At 68.9% G+C, this 15,602-nt stretch carries 12 protein-coding genes, 1 tRNA gene and 1 pseudogene; 9 read left to right on the forward strand and 5 right to left on the reverse strand.

Going from position 1 to position 15,602, the window contains the following annotated elements:
• Window positions 1-31: 31 nt before the first annotated feature.
• The 6 genes from ACWW1C_RS26530 to ACWW1C_RS26555 all read left to right on the forward strand — a co-directional run bounded on the left by ACWW1C_RS26530 (window position 32) and on the right by ACWW1C_RS26555 (window position 8,121).
• Window positions 32-553, forward strand: a complete 522-nt coding sequence (locus tag ACWW1C_RS26530) for a 2-oxo-4-hydroxy-4-carboxy-5-ureidoimidazoline decarboxylase (RefSeq protein ID WP_455981030.1) — start codon at window positions 32-34, stop codon at window positions 551-553.
• A 62-nt stretch (window positions 554-615) separates the two neighbouring features.
• Window positions 616-4,500, forward strand: a complete 3,885-nt coding sequence (locus ACWW1C_RS26535) for a Pls/PosA family non-ribosomal peptide synthetase (protein ID WP_455981031.1) — start codon at window positions 616-618, stop codon at window positions 4,498-4,500.
• Window positions 4,497-5,831: a M1 family metallopeptidase gene (locus tag ACWW1C_RS26540; protein ID WP_455981032.1), complete on the forward strand. Its 1,335-nt coding sequence runs from the start codon at window positions 4,497-4,499 to the stop codon at window positions 5,829-5,831. The genes ACWW1C_RS26535 and ACWW1C_RS26540 overlap by 4 nt, the downstream gene beginning before the upstream one ends.
• Window positions 5,828-7,051: a hypothetical protein gene (locus ACWW1C_RS26545; RefSeq protein ID WP_455981033.1), complete on the forward strand. Its 1,224-nt coding sequence runs from the start codon at window positions 5,828-5,830 to the stop codon at window positions 7,049-7,051. Before ACWW1C_RS26540 ends, ACWW1C_RS26545 begins: the two co-directional genes overlap by 4 nt.
• 21 nt (window positions 7,052-7,072) lie before the next feature.
• Window positions 7,073-7,765 (forward strand): glycosyltransferase family 2 protein, encoded by a 693-nt coding sequence (locus tag ACWW1C_RS26550; RefSeq protein ID WP_455981034.1) that lies wholly within the window; start codon window positions 7,073-7,075, stop codon window positions 7,763-7,765.
• A complete protein-coding gene (locus ACWW1C_RS26555; RefSeq protein WP_455981035.1) occupies window positions 7,762-8,121 on the forward strand; it encodes a DUF2304 family protein in 360 nt (119 codons plus the stop codon). The genes ACWW1C_RS26550 and ACWW1C_RS26555 overlap by 4 nt, the downstream gene beginning before the upstream one ends.
• On the opposite strand, the gene ACWW1C_RS26560 is transcribed toward ACWW1C_RS26555, so the two are convergent.
• From ACWW1C_RS26560 to ACWW1C_RS26570, 3 genes are read right to left on the reverse strand one after another with little or no spacing between them, the layout of a single operon-like run.
• Window positions 8,112-8,702 carry a TetR/AcrR family transcriptional regulator gene (locus tag ACWW1C_RS26560; protein WP_455981036.1) on the reverse strand — a complete coding sequence of 197 codons (591 nt, stop codon included), beginning with the start codon at window positions 8,700-8,702 and terminating at the stop codon, window positions 8,112-8,114. The two genes, ACWW1C_RS26555 and ACWW1C_RS26560, sit on opposite strands and share 10 nt — an antisense overlap.
• Window position 8,703: 1 nt before the next feature.
• Complete coding sequence (locus ACWW1C_RS26565; RefSeq protein ID WP_455981037.1) at window positions 8,704-10,488, reverse strand: N-acyl-D-amino-acid deacylase family protein; 1,785 nt, start codon at window positions 10,486-10,488, stop codon at window positions 8,704-8,706.
• 57 nt (window positions 10,489-10,545) lie between these two features.
• Window positions 10,546-11,478 (reverse strand): NAD-dependent epimerase/dehydratase family protein, encoded by a 933-nt coding sequence (locus tag ACWW1C_RS26570; RefSeq protein WP_455981038.1) that lies wholly within the window; start codon window positions 11,476-11,478, stop codon window positions 10,546-10,548.
• Here ACWW1C_RS26570 and ACWW1C_RS26575 point away from each other — a divergent pair.
• The 3 genes and pseudogenes from ACWW1C_RS26575 (at window position 11,444) to ACWW1C_RS26585 (ending at window position 14,155) form a co-directional block, all read left to right on the forward strand.
• Window positions 11,444-13,275, forward strand: a pseudogene (locus ACWW1C_RS26575) (hypothetical protein). The gene ACWW1C_RS26570 and the pseudogene ACWW1C_RS26575 overlap by 35 nt on opposite strands.
• A gap of 110 nt (window positions 13,276-13,385) precedes the next feature.
• Window positions 13,386-13,733 (forward strand): hypothetical protein, encoded by a 348-nt coding sequence (locus tag ACWW1C_RS26580; protein ID WP_455981039.1) that lies wholly within the window; start codon window positions 13,386-13,388, stop codon window positions 13,731-13,733.
• Window positions 13,734-13,786: 53 nt separating this feature from the next.
• Entirely contained in the window at window positions 13,787-14,155 is a 369-nt protein-coding gene (locus ACWW1C_RS26585; RefSeq protein WP_455981040.1) for a hypothetical protein, read from the forward strand.
• A gap of 16 nt (window positions 14,156-14,171) precedes the next feature.
• Here ACWW1C_RS26585 and ACWW1C_RS26590 read toward each other — a convergent pair.
• Together ACWW1C_RS26590 and ACWW1C_RS26595 are read right to left on the reverse strand one after the other, a co-directional pair.
• A tRNA-Thr gene (locus ACWW1C_RS26590) sits at window positions 14,172-14,247 on the reverse strand.
• Window positions 14,248-14,304: 57 nt separating this feature from the next.
• Window positions 14,305-15,537, reverse strand: a complete 1,233-nt coding sequence (locus ACWW1C_RS26595) for a DNA polymerase III subunit delta' (RefSeq protein ID WP_455981041.1) — start codon at window positions 15,535-15,537, stop codon at window positions 14,305-14,307.
• Window positions 15,538-15,602 lie beyond the last annotated feature (65 nt).

Below are 15,602 nucleotides of genomic sequence, written 5' to 3' on the forward strand. Positions count from 1 at the left end.
GCCCGTACCCTGCGGATTCGATGATGTCTGTGTGTTGATGCATCAGGGAATCGGTCTCGACGCGTTCAACGCCATGCCGAAGCAGCGGGCGGTGCACGCACTGTACGAATGCTGCTACAGCGTGCCGCTGGCCGGCAGCCTGGCCGACGGACGCTCCTACGCCGACCACGACCACCTGTACCGCCGCGCCGACGACCTGCTGTTCGCGCTCGGCGACTCCTCGGTGGACGCCATCCTGCAGGCCTACCCGCAGCTCGGCCGCCGGCCGGGCAGTGCCCGCTCGCAGTTCGAGCAGTGCGCGGTGTGCGATCGCGACCCCGACCTCATGGCCACCCTGACCGCGCACGCCACGACCTACCGGAACCACTTCGGCTTCGATTTCGTGATGTTCGTCGGGGCCATGAGTGCCAACGAGGTGCTGGCCCACATGGCCGACCGCATGCACAACGACCACGAGACCGAGCGCAAGGTGGTCCGAAACGAGCTGGCCCGCATCAACCGGACCCGGCTGGAGCGCATGCTCGGACCCGAAGGCGGGTACAACAACTGGTAACGAAGCCGCCACGGCAAGCCCGCCGCCAGGAACCGTTCGCCAAGCCTTAGTAGTTTGTACCCGTGCATCAGGAGATCCCCCCGCAGTACGTGCTTTCAGCGAAGGCACCGCAGGCCCGGACCCTCATCGACATCCTCTACGCCACGGCGGACCTCTATCCCGATGCGCCGGCCATCGACGACGGCACCGTTCAGCTCACCTATGCCGAGCTGATCGCCGACGTCGAAGAGAGCGTGGCCTGGCTGGCCGCGCGGGGTATCGGCCGCGGTGACCGCATCGGCATCCGCATGCCGTCGGGCAGCTACGCGCTGTATGTGTCGATCTTGGCGACCCTGGCCACCGGCGCCGCCTACGTCCCCGTCGACGCCGATGATCCCGAGGAGCGCGCCGCGCTGGTCTTCGGCGAGGCCGGCGTCGTCGGCATCATCACCGAGGCCGGCCTGGTTCGCGGTCCCGGCTCCACCCGGGGCTGGCTGGCCGGCCAGCCGCTGACGCGCGATGACGCCTGGATCATCTTCACCTCCGGCTCCACCGGCACCCCGAAGGGCGTCGCGGTGACGCACCGCAACGCCGCCGCGTTCGTCGACGCCGAGGCCGAAATCTTCCTGAAGGACAACCCGTTGGGACCGGGCGACCGCGTACTGGCCGGACTCTCGGTGGCCTTCGACGCGTCATGCGAGGAGATGTGGCTGGCCTGGCGCCACGGCGCCTGCCTCGTCCCGGCTCCGCGCTCGCTGGTGCGCAGCGGCATGGACCTGGGCCCGTGGCTGGTCTCGCGCGACATCACCGTCGTCTCGACGGTGCCGACGCTCGCCTCGCTGTGGCCGGCCGAGGCCCTGGAGGCGGTGCGTCTGCTGATCTTCGGCGGCGAGGCCTGCCCGCCCGAGCTCGCCGAGCGCCTGGCCGTCGAGGGTCGCGAGGTGTGGAACACCTACGGCCCCACCGAAGCCACCGTCGTCGCCTGCCTCGCGCCGCTCGGCGGTGGCCCGGTCAGCATCGGTCTGCCCCTGCCCGGCTGGGACCTGGCCGTCGTCGACAAGGACGGACTGCAGGTCGGCTACGGCGAGGTCGGCGAGCTGGTGATCGGCGGTGTCGGCCTGGCCCGCTACCTGGACCCGGAGAAGGACGCGGAGAAGTACGCCCCGATGGAGACCCTCGGCTGGGGCCGTGCGTACCGCAGCGGTGACCTGGTCCGACTCGAGGCCGACGGCCTCTACTTCCAGGGGCGCGCCGACGATCAGGTCAAGGTCGGCGGCCGGCGCATCGAACTCGGCGAGGTCGATGCCGCCCTCGTCAACCTGCCGGGCGTCAGCGGCGGCGCCGCCGCGGTCCGCAAGACGGCCACCGGCACTCCCCTGCTGGTCGGCTACATCGCCAGCGCCGACCCCGCTTTCGACATCGCCAAGGCGCGCAAGGAATTGGCGCAGTCGTTGCCGGCCGCGCTCGTGCCGAGGCTCGTCCTGGTCGACGAATTGCCCACGCGCACCTCAGGAAAAGTCGACCGCAACGCGCTGCCGTGGCCCGTCGACTCGGCCGGCGACGACAGCCCCGACCTGGACGGCACCATGGGCTGGCTCGCCGGACTGTGGCGCGACGTGCTGGCCTCCCCGATCGACGGACCCGGCGCCGACTTCTTCGCCCTCGGCGGCGGCTCGCTGTCCGCGGCACAGCTCGTCTCACTGCTGCGTGAGAAGTACCCGCAGGTCACCGTCGCCGACCTCTACGACCATCCGCGCCTGGGTTCGCTGGCCGGTTACCTCGACGAACTCGACCCGCCGCCGCTGGTCGAAACCCGAAGTGTCACACCGGTTCCGCTGAGCACCCAGCTGATCCAGACGATCGTCGCCATCCCCCTCGCGACCCTGGCCGGCATGCAGTGGGTCGTCTGGCTGGCCCTGCTGAACAACGTGGCATCGGCACTGCACCTGCTGCCCTGGGCCCACACCGTGAACTGGTGGGTGATCCTGGTCGGGTTCCTGGTGTTCGTGACGCCGATCGGGCGGATGGGCATCGCCGTGTTCTTCGCCCGGGCACTGTTGTCCGGGCTGGAACCGGGCACATACAAGCGTGGCGGCTCCGAGCATCTGCGGGTCTGGCTCGCCGAGCGCCTCGGCGAGGCCAGCGGCGCCGAAAACCAGGCCGGCGCACCGTGGTTGGTGTACTACGCCCGGGCCTTGGGCAACAAGGTCGGCGACGGTGTCGACCTGCACTCGGCCCCGCCGGTCACCGGCATGCTGACTCTCGGGGACCGCTGCTCGGTCGAGCCGGAAGTCGACCTCACCGGGCACTGGATCGACGGCGACCTGTTCCATGTCGGACCCATCAGCATCGGCAACGACGCCACGATCGGCGCCCGCACGACGCTACTGCCGGGCGCGGTGGTCGGCAAGAACGCCGACGTCGCCCCGGGTTCCGGCGTGATCGGCAAGGTGAAGGCCGGCCAGTACTGGAAGGGTTCGCCTGCGGTGAAGTCCGGCAAGGCCCACCATCCGTGGCCCGACGAGCGGCCGGGCCGCGCGCCGATCTGGATCGGGATGTACGGACTGACGTCGGTGCTGCTCGGCGGGTTGCCGGTGCTTGCTCTCGCCGCGGGACTCGCGGTGCTGATTCTGCCCGTGCGCCATACCCATTCGCTGACGGAGGCGATCCTGCCGGTCACGCTATGGACGCCGGTTGCCGCCGTGGTGGCCATGGCGGTGTACGCCGCGCTGACGGTGGTCGGGGTACGCCTGCTCGCTCTCGGCCTGACCGAGGGATACCACCCGGTGCGCAGCCGCGTGGGCTGGCAACTGTGGGCCACCGAGCGGCTGATGGACGCCGCGCGCAACTACCTGTTCCCCATCTACGCGAGCCTGCTGACGCCGTGGTGGCTGCGCATCCTGGGCGCGAAAGTCGGTAAGGACACCGAGATTTCGACAGCATTGCTGACCCCCAAGTTCACCGAGGTGCTCGACGGCGCATTCCTCGCCGACGACACCATGGTCGCGTCGTACGAACTCGGCGGCGGCTGGATTCACGTCGCCAAGGCGACCGTCGGCCGGCGCGCGTTCCTGGGCAACTCCGGCATCACCCAGCCCGGACGCCGGGTCCCCGATGACGGGCTGGTCGCGGTGCTGTCGGCGACCCCGCACAAGGCCAAGGCCGGGTCGTCGTGGTTGGGCAGCCCACCGATCCGGTTGCGCCGCCAGCCAACTGAGGCGGACAAGCTGCGCACCTTCCACCCGTCGATGCGCCTGAAGTTCATGCGTTCGATGGTCGAGACCCTGCGCATCGTCCCCGTGATGGTGACGTTCGGCATCGGTGTCGCGGTACTCGGCGTCCTGCAGGCGCTGGCCGGCGAATTCGGTTGGCTGTGGGCGTCATTGGGCGCCGGCCTGGTCCTGCTGAACGCGGGCGCCATCGCGGGCGCGATCGCCGTGGTCGCGAAATGGTTGATGGTCGGGCGCATCCGGGCCGTCGAGCATCCGTTGTGGTCGCCGTTCGTGTGGCGCAACGAGGTGTCCGACACCTTCGTCGAGACCGTCGCCGGCCCCTGGTTCGCTCGCGCGGCGAGCGGCACCCCGGTGATGAACCTGTGGCTGCGGGCCCTCGGCGCCGCGATCGGCCGCGGCGTGTGGTGCGAAACCTATTGGCTGCCAGAGGCCGACCTGGTGACCCTGGGCCGGGGCGCGACGGTGAACCGGGGCTGCGTGGTCCAGACCCACCTGTTCCACGACCGCATCATGCAGTTGGACACCGTGGTGCTGGAAGAGGGTGCGACGCTCGGCACCCACTGCGTCGCACTGCCGGCGGCGAGCATCGGTGCCGGCGCCACCGTCGGCCCGGCCTCCCTGGTGATGCGCGGCGACGCGGTGCCGGCCTCGACCCGCTGGCAGGGCAATCCGATCGCCCCATGGGTCGGCAAGAAGCGCAAGTCCGGCAACCGAAACAAGGCGCAGGCCGCGTGACCCGGACCAACAAGAAGGACCGCAAAGATCTTGCGCCGGTGATCGATCCGTACCTGCCGAACAACGGCAACTTCGGCTTCCGCGTCTCCCGCTACGAACTGAGCCTCGAGTACAAGGTGGAGAGCAACCGGCTGACGGGCATCGCCCACATCACCGCGGTCACTCTCGCGTCGCTGAGCTGGTTCACCCTGGATCTGTCCGACGACCTGTCGGTGGCCAAGGTCGAGGTCAACGGCCGGCGCCCGGCCAAGTTCCGCACCGTCAACGGCAAGCTGCACATCACGCTGACCGACCAGCTGCCCGCCGGGGCCGCGATGAAGGTGACGGTGCGCTACGGCGGCAACCCGCGTCCGATCAAATCCATCTGGGGCGCAGTCGGTTTCGAAGAGCTGACGGAGGGGGCGCTGGTCGCCGGTCAACCGAACGGCGCCGCGTCCTGGTTCCCGTGTGACGACCATCCGAGCAGCAAGGCCAGCTATCGCATCGCGATCAGCACCGACAGCCCATACCGGGTGGTCGCCAACGGCGAGCTGGTCAGCCGCAAAACCCGTGCCGCACAGACCCTGTGGGTGTACGAGCTCGCCGAACCGACGTCGACCTACCTGATCACGCTGCAGATCGGCCGCTACGAGTCGGTGCGCCTGGCCAAGTCGCCGGTGCCGATGTCCGCCGCCCTGCCGCAGCGGCTGATCCGCAACTTCGAGTACGACTTCGGCCGGCAGCCGCAGATGATGCAGCTCTTCACCCGCCTGTTCGGGCCGTATCCGCTGTCGACCGGCTACACCGTGGTCGTCACCGATGACGAGCTGGAAATCCCACTTGAGGCACAAGGGATTTCGATCTTCGGCGCCAACCACTGCGACGGCCACCGCGGCTCCGAGCGGCTCATCGCGCACGAGATGGCCCACCAGTGGTTCGGTAACTCGGTGACGGTGCGACGCTGGCGCGACATCTGGCTGCACGAGGGATTCGCCTGTTACGCCGAATGGTTGTGGGCCGAGGAGTCGGGCTGGCGCACCGCCGACCAACTGGCCGCACACAACCTGCAGAAGCTCCGGGGCCTTCCGCAGAACCTGTTGCTGGCCGATCCAGGGCCCGAGGACATGTTCGACGACCGCGTCTACAAGCGCGGCGCACTGACCCTGCATGCCCTGCGACGCACCATCGGTGATACCAATTTCTTTGCACTGCTGCGGGATTGGACCACCCGATATCGGCACTCGACCGCGGTGACCGACGACTTCACCGGCCTGGCCGCGAACTACACCGACCAGTCCCTGCGCGGACTGTGGACCGCCTGGCTCTACACGACGGAGCTACCGGCACTGTGAAACCCAGCGGTGTGGCACCGGTCGCGGTCGCGACCGTGCTCAGCGCGCTCTGCGGCTACGCGATCCTGTACCTCGCCGCGCGCGACCTGGCCCCCGCCGGGTTCTCGGTGTTCAGCGTCTTCTGGGGTGCGTTCGGCTTGTTCACCGGCGCGGCCAACGGCCTGCTGCAGGAAGCCACCCGCGAGGTCCGCGTAGCTCTGCAAACCGGGGCGCGCATCGCCGAGCCCCAGCCCGGCCCACACCTGCAGCCCCTCCGGGTGGCCGCCGTGGTGGCCGTCGCCGCCGGACTGCTGATCGCCGGCACCGCGCCCCTGTGGGCCGACCACGTATTCGTCGAATCCACCCCGCTGAGCGTGACGCTGCTGAGCGTGGGGCTGGCCGGCTTCTGCCTGCACGCCACGCTGCTCGGCGTGCTGGCCGGGGCCGACGGCTGGACCCAGTACGGCACGCTGATGGTGACCGACGCCGGGATCCGGGTCACCGTCGCGGTCGCCGCATTCGTCCTCGGCTGGGGGCTGGACGGCTACCTGTGGGCCACGGTCGCCGGCTCGATGTCGTGGCTGATCCTGCTGCTCGCGTCCCACGTGACCCGGTCCGCGGCCGCCATCCACACGCCGGGCACCCCACGGACCTTCCTGACCGGGTCCGCGCATTCGATCGCCGCCGCCGGCGCCAGCGCCGTCCTCGTGATGGGTTTCCCGGTGCTGCTGCAGGCCACGTCGCGGGACCTGGGCGCCACCGGCGGCGTCATCATCCTGGCCGTCACGCTGACCCGCGCCCCGCTGCTGGTCCCGCTCACCGCGATGCAAGGCAACCTGATCGCGCATTTCGTCGACAACCGCAGGCTACGGGCCCTACTCACGCCGACCTTGGTGCTCGCCGGGCTGGGCGCGCTGGCGGTGCTGGCGGCCGGACTGCTCGGGCCGTGGCTGCTGCGCACGCTGTTCGGGCCCGAATACGCCGCCAGTGGCGCACTGCTCGCCTGGTTGACGGCCGGCGCCGTCGCCATCGCCTTCCTGACCCTCACCGGGGCCGCGACGGTCGCCGCCGCGCTACACCGGGCCTACGCCGTGGGTTGGGTGAGCGCCACGGTCGCCGCGGCATTGTTGTTGCTGCTGCCGCTGGACCTGCAGACCCGCACCATCGTCGCGTTGATGTGCGGACCGCTGGTCGGAATCGTCGTCCACCTGGCCGCGCTGGGCGCGATCAGGCGCCGCTGAGCGTGTAGTTTCGGCAGCAACATGTCCCTTTATCGTGACGTCTGGATCGTCATCCCCGCCTACAACGAGGCGACCGTCATCGCTGACGTCGTCGCCGATGTGCGCACCGTCTTCCCAAATGTCGTCTGCGTCGACGACGGCGGCAGCGACGACACCGGTGACCGCGCCTTCAGCGCGGGCGCCCACGTCGTGCGTCACCCGGTGAACCTCGGCCAGGGCGCGGCCATCCAGACCGGCGTCGAATACGCCCGATCCCGGCCCGGGGCACAGGTTTTCGCCACCTTCGACGCCGACGGCCAGCACCGGGTCAAGGACGTCGTGCGCATGATCGAGCGGCTTCGCGACGAGGACCTCGACATCGTGATCGGCACCCGGTTCGCCGACCAGCCGCCGGACCGCATGCCGATGCTCAAACGGTTGCTGCTGCCGATCGTCGCCAAACTCAGCCGGTCCAGCCGCAAGCTGCGCCTGACCGACGCGCACAACGGACTGCGGGTGTTCAACAAGACGGTCGCCGACGGACTGAACCTCACCATGAACGGCATGAGCCACGCCAGTGAGTTCGTCTCCCTGATCGTGGAGAACCACTGGCGGATCGCCGAGCAGCCGGTCCAGATCCTCTACACCGACTATTCGATGTCGAAAGGTCAGCCGCTGGTCAACGGCGTCAACATCGTCGTCGACGGACTGCTGCGCGGGAGGTTGCGTCGATGATCTGGACAAAAGCACTGTTGATCGGCGCGGTCGTCCTGCTGTTGGCCTACCTGTTCAGTTCCCGGCGCAATGCGCAGTCCCGGGCCTGGGTGAAGGTCGGCTACGTGCTGTTCGTGGTCGGCGCCATCTACGCGATCCTGCGGCCCAACGACACCACCGTGGTGGCGCACTGGCTCGGCATCGGGCGCGGCGCCGACCTACTGCTGTATGCGCTGGTCATCGCGTTCCTGTTCACGACCATCAGCGCATACATGCGATTCAAGGACCTGGAACTGCGCTACGCCCAGCTGGCCCGCGCGGTCGCGCTGGAAGGCGCGCGGGTGCCTGATCCCGACCCGCCCATCCGTCAGGTCTGAAGGTTTCCCAGCATCATGGCCAGCAGCTGAATACGGCCGTCCTCGAGTTCCGGCTGCGGCAGCACGGCGCGGATCAGCGCCGCGCCGTCGAACGTGTTGACCATGACGGCGACGATCAGCATCAGCTGCTCGGGCGGTAACTGATCCGCATCGGGCATCTCCTGCGCGGTCTCGTAGATGTTGCGGCCGTACTCGACGAGCGCGCCCTGCAGCGTCGCCCGCAGCTTCTCGTCGGTGCGCGCCGCCACCATCAGCTCGTACATCACCGCGTTGGTGGCGTTGCCGCTGATGTCCCGCAGCGCGGTCAGGGCCCCCTCCAGAGCCGGCCGGTCCGAGGGGATTTCGGCGATCTGCTTGCTGAACTGCTCCAGCTGCCGGCGCATGACCTCCAGCGCCGTGGCGGCCATGAAGTCGCCCATCGTCGCGAAATGCTTGAACAGCGCACCGTCGGAGACCTCGGCCCGACGCGCGATCACCGCCGCCGAGGCGCGGGCATAGCCGACCTCGACGATGGTGGCGATCGCGGCGTCGAGAAGCCGAGCCCGCGTCTCTTCCCGGCGTTGCTGTTGAGTTCTGGCCATGTCAGACCGGCTGCGCCACCGGCAGTTTCGCGCCGCGCGCCGGCAGGTAGTGGCCGGACTTCACGGTGTCGCCATAGCCTTCGACGAACTCGCCGTTCCGGAACACCACCTGGCCGCCCACACCCGTCGCGACCACGGCGGCGTCGCTGCGGTTGACCATGCGGCTCAGGCCGCCGTAGAACTCGACCGAATTCTCGTGGTACGCCTCGAGTTCGGCGTTGAGTCCGGCGGGGTCGATCACGACGAAGTCGGCGCGCTCACCCTGGCGCAGGGTGCCGGCCTCCAGGCCGAACCAGTCGGCGACCTCACCGGTGAGGCGGTGCACGGCGTGCTCGGTGGTCATGAACGGCCGGCCGGTCTTGTCGGCGTCCTGTACCCGGCGCAGCATCCGCAGCGCGTAGTTGTAGAACGCCATATTGCGAAGGTGCGCACCGGCATCCGAAAAGCCCATGTGCACCGACGGTTCGGTGGCCAGCTTGTCGAGCTGCTTCGGGCGGTGGTTGGCCACGATGGTGGTCCAGCGGGTGTTGCGCTCGCCGTGCTCCACCAGGACGTCGAGGAAGGCGTCCAGCGGGTGGCTGCCGCGCTCGTCGGCGATCTGACCAAAACTCTTGCCGATCAACGACTTGTCCGGGCACTCGACGATGGTCGAGTCATGGAAGTCGCGGTGCCACAGGGTCGGCCCCAGCACCTTCTTGTCGAACGATTTGCGGAACCGGCGCCGGTACTCCGGGTCGGCCATCAGCTTGTTGCGCTCCAGCTGGTCGCGCAGGTGCAGCGCAGCGGTGCCGGCGCCGAACTCCTCGAAAACCGGGAGATCGATTCCGTCCGAATACAATTCGAATGGCACCGGCAGGTGCTGGAAGCGGACCTTCGAGTTCAGGACCTTGTTGGCGAGGCGGGTCACCGGACCCAGGAGGTACACGGCGCCGGGCGACGACTTGGCGTCGGCGGCCACCAGCAGGCTCATCCGTACACCGCGACGACGGCCGAACCAGCCGCTGCTCTCGAGGAAGAAGTTCAGTGCCTCTTGCAGTTTCGCGACATTGGGCGCGCTCTGCAGGATGCGACCGCGCTTGCGGAGCACCTTGATCAGGCGGCGCCGTTCACGCCAGGTGGCGAACGTCGACGGCAGCGCGCGGGAGCGGAAGCGGTCGCCGTCGAGCTTGTCGATCGCGGCATCCATGCCGGACATGCCGAGCATGCCGGCGTCCAGAGCCGCCTCGAGCCGCTCGGCCATCTTCTCCAGCTCGGCGTTGGTCGGGGTGACGTTCGGGGTGGTCGCGCGGTCTAGGCCCAGCACCGAGGTCCGGAGGTCGGAGTGGCCCAGCAGTGAGCTGACGTTGGGGCCGAGGGGCAGCGCTTCGAGCGCCTGCACGTAGTCGGCCGGTCCGGACCACGACCGGTGCTGTTCGAGCGCGCCGACGACGAACTTGCGCGGCACCGCCTCGACACGGCTGAACAGGTCGGCGGCGTCGTCGTTCTCGGCGTAGACGGTCGAGAGCGAACACATGCCCAGCAGCACGGTCGTCACGCCGTGGCGGACAGACTCACGCAGGCCCGGATCGAGGAGCACCTCGGCGTCGTAGTGGGTGTGGACGTCGATGAAGCCCGGGGTCACCCACTTGCCCTTGGCGTCGATGACGTCGGGGCAGCCCGTCTCATCGAGCGGCTGTGCCGACACCGTCGCGACGACGCCGTCGCGGATACCCAGATTGCGCAGCTGCGGCGTACGGCCGGTGCCGTCGAACCACAAGCCGTCTTTGACGATCACGTCGTAGGTCATGACGTGACGCTAACCCAGAAAGTGAGTACTTACAATCTTTTTCTGCAAAGTCGCAGTTCAGGGGCGGAAAAAGTCCACCGTCCGAGCCACGCCCTCCGCCAGCGCCACCTTGGGGCTCCACCCCAGCACCTGCTGCGCGCGGGTGGTGTCGAGCTGCGAACGACGCAGGTCGCCGAGGCGCGGCGGATGGAGCTCCGGCGCGTCCGGCACGCCGACGGCCGCGGCGATCGCGGTGTGCAGCTGAGCCACCGACGTCTCCACGCCCGTGCCGACGTTGAACCGCTGCCCACCCCCGGCGTCCCCGCCGGCGCGCACGAAGGCGTCGACGACGTCGTCGACGAAGACGTAGTCGCGGGTGTCGGTGCCATCACCGAAAATCTTGGTGGGCCGGCCGGCCAGCAGGGCCTGGCTGAAGATCGCGACCACACCGGCCTCGCCGTGCGGGTCCTGGCGCGGGCCGTAGACGTTGGCGGGCGCGATGTGCGAGCAATCCAGTCCGTACAGATTGCGGAACATATTGAGGTACACCTCGCCGCACACCTTGCTGGCGGCATACGGGGACGACGGATCCACCGGCATGTCCTCGTTGGTCGGGTAGCCCGGCGGGACGCCGTAGATGGATCCGCCGGACGAGGTGTGCACGACCTTGCGAACGCCATTGCTGCGTGCGGCCTCAGCCAGCCGCACGGTGCCGACGACGTTCACCCCGGCGTCGAACGGCGCGTCGGTCACCGACCGCGCGACCGAGATCTGCGCGGCGAGGTGGAAGATCACTTCCGGCTTGGTCTCGGCGACGATGCCGTGCAGGTCGGCATCGACGATGTCCGCCTTGACGAAGTGGAACTGCGCGTTGCCCTCGGCGTCGGCGAGGTTGTCCACCTTGCCACTGCTCAGGTCGTCGAGCCCGACGACGTCGTGTCCTTCGGACAGGAGCCGGTCGACGAGCGTCGACCCGATGAACCCGGCAGCACCAGTGACAAGTGTTCGCACGGGGCAACCATACCGACGGCCGCCGGCACTCGGCCCGTACAGTCGACAAGAGTGAACTGGGTCGCCCGAACTGCCGCCGCGCTGGTGGTGCTGCAGCTGATACTGCGGGCGGTTCTCGCATTCGGCGGCTACTTCTACTGGGACGATCTGATTCTGATCGGCCAGGCCGGCACCCATTCGCTGCTGTCCCCCGACTTCCTCTTCAACGACCACGACGGGCACGTCATGCCTGCCGGGTTCCTGTTGGCCGGGGCGCTGACGCGACTGGCGCCGCTGAATTGGTTCTGGCCGGCGCTGAGCCTGGTGCTGCTGCAACTGGTCGCGTCGCTGGCGCTGGTGCGTGCCCTGCGGGTGATCCTCGGCGGGCGGCCCGTGCTGCTGGTGCCGCTGACGTTCGCGCTGTTCACGCCTCTCGGGGTGCCTGCCTTCGCGTGGTGGTCGGCCGGGCTGAACGCGTTGCCGATGGCCGCGGCGATGGCCTGGGTGTGCGCCGACGCCATCCTGTTGGTGCGCACCGGGAACCCGCGGTACGTGTGGACCGGCTGCTCGGCTTATCTGGGCGGGCTGCTGTTCTTCGAGAAGTCCGCGGTGATCCCGTTCACGGCCTTCGCGGTGTGCTGGTTGCTGATGTATGTGACGGGGACCCGGGTCTCCGTGTGGCGCAAGGGCCTGCGGCTGTGGCTCGGGCTCCTGACCATCACGGTCGGCTGGATCGGGGTCTACCTACTGGTGGTCAACCAGAAGCGCTGGACCCTGGACCTGGCGATGACGTGGGAGCTGTTGGCGCGGTCCGTCACCCACGGCCTGGTGCCGACGCTGGCCGGCGGGCCGTGGGACTGGCAACGCTGGGCGCCGGCGTCGCCGTGGGCGACCCCCGGCCCGGTCGTGATGGTGTTGGGCTGGCTGGTACTGGCGGCGGTGTTCGCGATTTCGGTGTTGCGCAAGCGGCAACTGGCCCCGGTCTGGCTGGCCGCCGCGGGCTACGTGGTGGCGTGTCAGGTGCCGATCTACCTCATGCGGTCCTCGAAGTTCACCGCCCTGGAGCTGGCGCAGACGTTGCGCTACCTGTCCGATCTCGTCGTGGTGCTGGCGCTGCTGGCCGCCGTCGCGTTCTGCGCGCCCAACCGGAGCAGCAGGTTCGACGACTCCGCGCGCCGGCGCGTCGTGGTTGCTTGCGCCGCAACGGTATTCGTGGCCAGCAGCATGTATTCATGGGCGACGTTCCTGCCCAGCTGGCGCGACAACCCGACCCGCGCCTACCTCGTCAACGTCGAAGCAGCCCTGGCCGCCGCGCCACGCGGCGTGCCCCTGCTGGACCAGGAAGTCGACCCCCTGGTGCTGCAACGGGTGGCCTGGCCGCAGAACCTGGCCAGTCACATGTTCGCCCTGCTGCGCGACCGGCCTGAATTCGCCTCCAGCACAACCTCTTTGCAGATGTTCACCGCGACCGGCCAGCTGGTGCCGGCCAAGGTGACGTGGACCCGCACCATCGTGCCGGGACCCGCACCGAACTGCGGCTACCTGGTCCAAACCGACGCACCTGTCACCATGCCGCTCGACGGACCGCTCTTGCCGGCCGACTGGACCGCAGAGCTCAACTACCTGGCCAACAGCGACGGATCCCTGACCATGTCCCTGCCCGAGGGTCGGGAAGCACACGTCCCGGTGCACCCCGGACTGAACCGGGTGTTCGTCCGGCTGCCCGGCGCCGGGGCCGCCATCCACGTCAAGGCCAACACCTCGGCGCTGTCGGTGTGCGTCGCCTCCGGGCCGGTGGGGTTCCTGGCGCCGCGCTGAGCCGCCGCCCGAAAAAGTTTCGAAAAAACTGTCCCCCTCGGGGACGGTGCGCACTCCTACCTGTGTCAGCAAGTCCGCCGGGGCCTGCGACACCCGAAAAGGAGAACGCCATGAACAGCACCACCACCGGGACCGCAAACGGCAAGCGGATCGCGCTGGCTGCCCTCTTCGGCACCGCCGCGCTGTACATCGCCCCGCTGGCGCTGACCACGCCGATTGCCGGCGCCGAGTCCCTGGCGACCCGCTGTGGAAAAGGCGGCGGCACCTTCGCCATCGGCACCCGGTCGAACGGGTCGATCATCGAGAGCTGCACGACGACCGACAAAGAGGGCGTCAAAACACAGTGCACCGAGGTCGATCACAAACCGCAGGGCTGCATCACCGTGCCGAGGACGGTCGTGCGGGGCACCCACATCCCGACCGGTGACCTCGCCCCGATTCAGGCCGATCACTCCTGACATCCGCGACCGTCCCCCTGCCCAGCCAGCCACCCAGAAGAGAAAGCACGTCAATGAACACTGTCCGATCGAACTCGACGATCAAGCCGGCCTTCGCCGCCCTGCTGAGCGTTGCCGCGCTCTATGCCGTACCGCTGATCCTGACCGCGCCGAGCGCCAACGCCACCGTCGGCAGCGATTGCATGGGTTCGAACCAGACCTACGAAACCAAAGTCGGTAACGGGCACCTCTACGAGGCCTGCACCACGACCGACAAGAACGGCGACAAGACGAAATGCTCGTACGTCGACGGAAAGGCTCAGGGCTGCATAGCCGTCCCGATGCGGAAGCCGAAGTTCAACGTGGACCCGAACGTCGTTGCGCCGGTCACCGAAACCCCGGCTGCGGATGGCGGCGCGCGGTATCCCGCCGCACATCGATAGATCGACGCGAAAGTTGTGGAGCCACCCAGGGGAATCGAACCCCTGACCTATTCATTACGAGTGAATTGCTCTACCGACTGAGCTAGGGTGGCGTGCCCCACCGAGGCGGGGCGGGACGAGTCTACGGGACGCGTCCGGTGCAGCCAAAGTCAGTTCCGTTGTCCGGCCCGGAGCGCCTGACCCATGGTCGCCACCATGGCGTCGACCGCGAACTTCGGCTTGACGTTGGTGGCCAATGCCTCACGGCAGGCCAGCACCGCCTCGATGCACCGCAGCAGCTGGTCGGCGGGCACGTGGGCGGCCATCGCGGCGGCCTTGTCGGCCATGTCCGGATGGTTGGCCGCGGCCACGTCCGTCGCCCGCGACGACACCAGCAGCGCGTCGCGGAAGTAGGTGGCGAGGTCGATCAGCGCCCGGTCCAGCGCATCGCGCGAGGCCCGGGTCTGGCGCGACTTCTGCCGCTTCTCCAGGTCTTTCAGCGCGCCCGCGGCGCCCCGCAGTGCGCCCGCCGCGCCTTTACCGGTGCCGCCGGCGCCCAGAGCCGTCTTGAGCTCCTCGGTCTCGGTCTCGTTGCGGCCCGCCGTCAGCGCGATCGCTTCGGCCTCGGCCGACGCGACGAGCTCCTCGACGGCCGCGTATGCCCGCGTCGGCGTCGCGGCGTCGCGAGCCAGGCCCAGTGCCCGTTCGCGGCGCGAGCGGGCCTGCTCGTCGGTGGCGAGCCGGCGGGCCCGGCCGACGTGTCCGCCACTGACCGACGCCGCCCAGCGCGCATCGGCCTCGGACAATCCGTCATTCTCGACCAGGACCTGCGCGATGGCCTCGACGCGCGGCGTCGTCAACGCGATGTGCCGGCACCGCGACCGCAGCGTCACCGCGATGTCCTCGGGATCCACGGACGGCGCACACAACAGGAACACCGTCGACGGCGGCGGCTCCTCGACGACCTTCAGCAGCGCGTTGGCCGCGCCCTCGGTGAGCCGGTCGGCGTCTTCGACGACGACGATCTGCCAGCGGCCAGTGCCCGGCCGGCGGGACGCCGTCTGCACGATGGCCCGCATCTCGTCGACGCCGATGGACAGCCCCTCGGGGATCACCCGGCGCACGTCGGCGTGCGTGCCCGCCATGGTCGTCGTACACGCCCGGCAGGCGCCGCAACCCGGGCCGCCCTCAGTGGCCTCCGCAGTGCACTGCAGCGCCGCAGCAAAGCACACGGCGGCGATGGACCGGCCCGAACCGGGCGGCCCCGTGATCAACCAGGCATGCGTCATGCTGCCGGTTGTGACACCGCTGTGAGCCGAATCACCACGGGCCGCGCGCGCTGCGGCCAGCAGCTCGGCTTCCACGGCATCCTGGCCGACCAAACGCGAGAAAACTCCGCTCATCGCGCCCCACAGTAACCGTCGCCGGCGACACGAACCTGCGCGCAGCGGCAATATCCGTCGCCCCG

This window comes from Mycobacterium sp. HM-7 (genome assembly GCF_053852335.1).